Annotated in this window: 2 tRNA genes and 2 rRNA genes; all 4 read right to left on the bottom strand. The window is 53.2% G+C overall.

Features of this window, described 5'->3' with window-relative positions:
- Nucleotides 1-99: 99 nt before the first annotated feature.
- The 4 genes from D7S89_RS26955 to D7S89_RS26940 all read right to left on the bottom strand — a co-directional run bounded on the left by D7S89_RS26955 (nt 100) and on the right by D7S89_RS26940 (nt 5,080).
- Nucleotides 100-2,980, bottom strand: a 23S ribosomal RNA gene (locus D7S89_RS26955).
- Nucleotides 2,981-3,295: 315 nt separating this feature from the next.
- Nucleotides 3,296-3,371 (bottom strand) — tRNA-Ala (locus D7S89_RS26950).
- A 39-nt stretch (nt 3,372-3,410) separates the two neighbouring features.
- Nucleotides 3,411-3,487 (bottom strand) — tRNA-Ile (locus D7S89_RS26945).
- A gap of 62 nt (nt 3,488-3,549) precedes the next feature.
- A 16S ribosomal RNA gene (locus D7S89_RS26940) occupies nt 3,550-5,080 on the bottom strand.
- The 16S and 23S rRNA genes sit together here with 2 tRNA genes alongside, the layout of an rRNA operon.
- Between the last annotated feature and the right edge of the window lie 133 nt (nt 5,081-5,213).

Here is a 5,213-nt window from a genome sequence, read left to right as displayed (position 1 = left end):
GCGACCAGCCAATCTGGGAAGAAGTATTGTGTGTAATGAGGTAGTGATTGCGGCACGAATGCGGACTCAATCCTGAGCGTGTAGAAACACACTTGTTATAGGATCAAGCCGTACGGGCAATTAGTATCGGTTAGCTGAACGCATTACTGCGTGTACACACCCGACCTATCAACGTCCTGGTCTCGAACGACCCTTCAAGGGGATCAAGTCCCCGGGGATATCTCATCTTAAGGCGAGTTTCCCGCTTAGATGCTTTCAGCGGTTATCTCTTCCGAACATAGCTACCCGGCGATGCCACTGGCGTGACAACCGGTACACCAGAGGTTCGTCCACTCCGGTCCTCTCGTACTAGGAGCAGCCCCCTTCAAATATCCAACGCCCACGGCAGATAGGGACCAAACTGTCTCACGACGTTTTAAACCCAGCTCACGTACCTCTTTAAATGGCGAACAGCCATACCCTTGGGACCGGCTACAGCCCCAGGATGAGATGAGCCGACATCGAGGTGCCAAACACCGCCGTCGATATGAACTCTTGGGCGGTATCAGCCTGTTATCCCCAGAGTACCTTTTATCCGTTGAGCGATGGCCCTTCCATACAGAACCACCGGATCACTATGACCTGCTTTCGCACCTGCTCGACTTGTCGGTCTCGCAGTTAAGCACGCTTATGCCATTGCACTATCAGCACGATTTCCGACCGTACCTAGCGTACCTTCGTACTCCTCCGTTACACTTTGGGAGGAGACCGCCCCAGTCAAACTGCCTACCATGCACTGTCCCCGACCCGGATGACGGGCCAAGGTTAGAACCTCAAACAAACCAGGGTGGTATTTCAAGGACGGCTCCACCGAAACTAGCGTTCCGGTTTCATAGCCTCCCACCTATCCTACACAGATCGGTTCAAAGTCCAATGCAAAGCTACAGTAAAGGTTCATGGGGTCTTTCCGTCTAGCCGCGGGGAGATTGCATCATCACAAACACTTCAACTTCGCTGAGTCTCGGGAGGAGACAGTGTGGCCATCGTTACGCCATTCGTGCAGGTCGGAACTTACCCGACAAGGAATTTCGCTACCTTAGGACCGTTATAGTTACGGCCGCCGTTTACCGGGACTTCAATCAAGAGCTTGCACCCCATCATTTAATCTTCCGGCACCGGGCAGGCGTCACACCCTATACGTCCACTTTCGTGTTTGCAGAGTGCTGTGTTTTTATTAAACAGTCGCAGCCACCAGTTTATTGCAACCCTTTCACCCTTCTGGCGCAGGCCAGTCAAGCTACAAGGGCGTACCTTATCCCGAAGTTACGGTACCAATTTGCCGAGTTCCTTCTCCCGAGTTCTCTCAAGCGCCTTAGAATACTCATCTCGCCCACCTGTGTCGGTTTGCGGTACGGTCATTGTTAGACTGAAGCTTAGAGGCTTTTCTTGGGACCCCTTCCGATTGCTTCGCGGCTCAAGGCCGCTCGCGCCACACCCTTGAATTATGCGCCCGGATTTGCCTAAGCGCCTTCTCCAATGCAGCGACCGGGACTTCCAACACCCGGACAACCTTCCGCGATCCGTCCCCCCATCGCATCTAACAATGGTGCAGGAATATTGACCTGCTTCCCATCAGCTACGCATTTCTGCCTCGCCTTAGGGGCCGACTCACCCTACGCCGATGAACGTTGCGTAGGAAACCTTGGGCTTACGGCGAGGGGGCCTTTCACCCCCTTTATCGCTACTCATGTCAGCATTCGCACTTCCGATACCTCCAGCACACTTTACAGTGCACCTTCGCAGGCTTACGGAACGCTCTCCTACCATGCGTGCAAGCACGCATCCGCAGCTTCGGTATATGGCTTAGCCCCGTTACATCTTCCGCGCAGGACGACTCGATCAGTGAGCTATTACGCTTTCTTTAAAGGGTGGCTGCTTCTAAGCCAACCTCCTGACTGTTTTAGCCTTCCCACTTCGTTTCCCACTTAGCCATATTTGGGGACCTTAGCTGGCGGTCTGGGTTGTTTCCCTCTTGACACCGGACGTTAGCACCCGATGTCTGTCTCCCGTGATTGCACTCTTCGGTATTCGGAGTTTGCTATGGCGAGGTAATCCGCAATGGACCCCTCAACCATGACAGTGCTCTACCCCCGAAGGTGAGACACGAGGCACTACCTAAATAGTTTTCGGAGAGAACCAGCTATTTCCAAGTTTGTTTAGCCTTTCACCCCTATCCACAGCTCATCCCCTAACTTTTCAACGTTAGTGGGTTCGGTCCTCCAGCACGTGTTACCGTGCCTTCAACCTGGCCATGGATAGATCACTTGGTTTCGGGTCTACGCCCAGCAACTGAACGCCCTATTCGGACTCGCTTTCGCTACGCCTGCCCTAATCGGTTAAGCTTGCTACTGAACGTAAGTCGCTGACCCATTATACAAAAGGTACGCCGTCACCCCTTACGAGGCTCCGACTGTTTGTATGCATGCGGTTTCAGGATCTATTTCACTCCCCTCCCGGGGTTCTTTTCGCCTTTCCCTCACGGTACTGGTTCACTATCGGTCGATCACGAGTATTTAGCCTTGGAGGATGGTCCCCCCATCTTCAGACAGGATTTCACGTGTCCCGCCCTACTTGTCGTACGCTTAGTCCTTTCATGCTGTTTTCGCTTACAGGGCTATCACCTGCTATGGCCGCACTTTCCAGAGCGTTCAGCTAACAACACAAATAACACGTACAGGCTCTTCCCATTTCGCTCGCCACTACTTTGGGAATCTCGGTTGATTTCTTTTCCTGCGGTTACTTAGATGTTTCAGTTCACCGCGTTCGCTTCACATAGCCTATGTATTCAGCTATGGATACTCCATACGGAGTGGGTTTCCCCATTCGGACATCCCCGGATCAAAGCTTGTTTGCCAGCTCCCCGGGGCTTTTCGCAGGCTACCGCGTCCTTCATCGCCTGTGATCGCCAAGGCATCCACCACATGCACTTGTTCGCTTGACCCTATAACGAGTGCGTCTCTTTCGATTCGCTATCGTTACAGGAATTGAGTTCTCGCGTTGTGCCGTATTCCAAGTCATCTCGTTGAGAACTTTTGTGTCTCGCTTACGCGATCCACAAAGTCATCTTTCGATCACTTTTCATACATTGATACAATCACTACCCATGATATTTTCCACGTCCATCTCATAGACGCTTCCAATATCCATTACTACTTCTTCCAGATTGTTAAAGATCGACAGCCGATACTTGCGTATCGCTCTGACTGGCTCAATCGCCAATGGCAAGCATTCAATCCAAACGCTTCCCATTGGGGATTGGTGGAGGCAGACGGGATCGAACCGACGACCCCCTGCTTGCAAAGCAGGTGCTCTCCCAGCTGAGCTATGCCCCCATACAGATGACATCAAGGGTTGCTCGCCTCAGACAAAGATGGTGGGTCTGGTTGGATTCGAACCAACGACCCCCGCCTTATCAAGACGGTGCTCTAACCGACTGAGCTACAGACCCCTGAGTCTGTCTTATTACAGCCGATAAGCGTGAGTACTTAGATTTGGAGCGCTAAGCTCGAGAAAGGAGGTGATCCAGCCGCACCTTCCGATACGGCTACCTTGTTACGACTTCACCCCAGTCATGAATCCTACCGTGGTGACCGTCCTCCTTGCGGTTAGACTAGCCACTTCTGGTAAAACCCACTCCCATGGTGTGACGGGCGGTGTGTACAAGACCCGGGAACGTATTCACCGCGGCATGCTGATCCGCGATTACTAGCGATTCCAGCTTCATGCACTCGAGTTGCAGAGTGCAATCCGGACTACGATCGGTTTTCTGGGATTGGCTCCCCCTCGCGGGTTGGCGACCCTCTGTTCCGACCATTGTATGACGTGTGAAGCCCTACCCATAAGGGCCATGAGGACTTGACGTCATCCCCACCTTCCTCCGGTTTGTCACCGGCAGTCTCCTTAGAGTGCTCTTGCGTAGCAACTAAGGACAAGGGTTGCGCTCGTTGCGGGACTTAACCCAACATCTCACGACACGAGCTGACGACAGCCATGCAGCACCTGTGCGACGGTTCTCTTTCGAGCACCCCCACCTCTCAGCGGGATTCCGTCCATGTCAAGGGTAGGTAAGGTTTTTCGCGTTGCATCGAATTAATCCACATCATCCACCGCTTGTGCGGGTCCCCGTCAATTCCTTTGAGTTTTAATCTTGCGACCGTACTCCCCAGGCGGTCAACTTCACGCGTTAGCTACGTTACTAAGGAAATGAATCCCCAACAACTAGTTGACATCGTTTAGGGCGTGGACTACCAGGGTATCTAATCCTGTTTGCTCCCCACGCTTTCGTGCATGAGCGTCAGTATTGGCCCAGGGGGCTGCCTTCGCCATCGGTATTCCTCCACATCTCTACGCATTTCACTGCTACACGTGGAATTCTACCCCCCTCTGCCATACTCTAGCCCGCCAGTCACCAATGCAGTTCCCAGGTTAAGCCCGGGGATTTCACATCGGTCTTAGCGAACCGCCTGCGCACGCTTTACGCCCAGTAATTCCGATTAACGCTCGCACCCTACGTATTACCGCGGCTGCTGGCACGTAGTTAGCCGGTGCTTATTCTTCCGGTACCGTCATCCCCCGACCATATTAGGGTCAAGGATTTCTTTCCGGACAAAAGTGCTTTACAACCCGAAGGCCTTCTTCACACACGCGGCATTGCTGGATCAGGGTTTCCCCCATTGTCCAAAATTCCCCACTGCTGCCTCCCGTAGGAGTCTGGGCCGTGTCTCAGTCCCAGTGTGGCTGGTCGTCCTCTCAGACCAGCTACGGATCGTCGCCTTGGTAGGCCTTTACCCCACCAACTAGCTAATCCGCCATCGGCCGCCCCTTGAGCGCGAGGTCCGAAGATCCCCCGCTTTCCTCCGTAGAGCGTATGCGGTATTAATCCGGCTTTCGCCGGGCTATCCCCCACTCCAGGACACGTTCCGATGTATTACTCACCCGTTCGCCACTCGCCGCCAGGCCGAAGCCCGCGCTGCCGTTCGACTTGCATGTGTAAGGCATGCCGCCAGCGTTCAATCTGAGCCAGGATCAAACTCTTCAGTTCAAACCTGTTACTGTTTTCGATTCAGTTAAGAATCGGTCGCTCACTCAACGTACTGACAGTTCATATTCATCTCTCGACGAACAAAACCTTCCTCAATACTGTGTGAGACTTGATACTTTCGCTATTTGTCAGA

This window comes from Trinickia fusca, assembly GCF_003628145.1.
GTDB classification, from domain to species: Bacteria; Pseudomonadota; Gammaproteobacteria; order Burkholderiales; family Burkholderiaceae; genus Trinickia; species Trinickia fusca.
The sequence above is the reverse complement of the archived record's forward strand: the minus strand, read 5'-3'. Positions and strand labels throughout refer to the sequence as shown.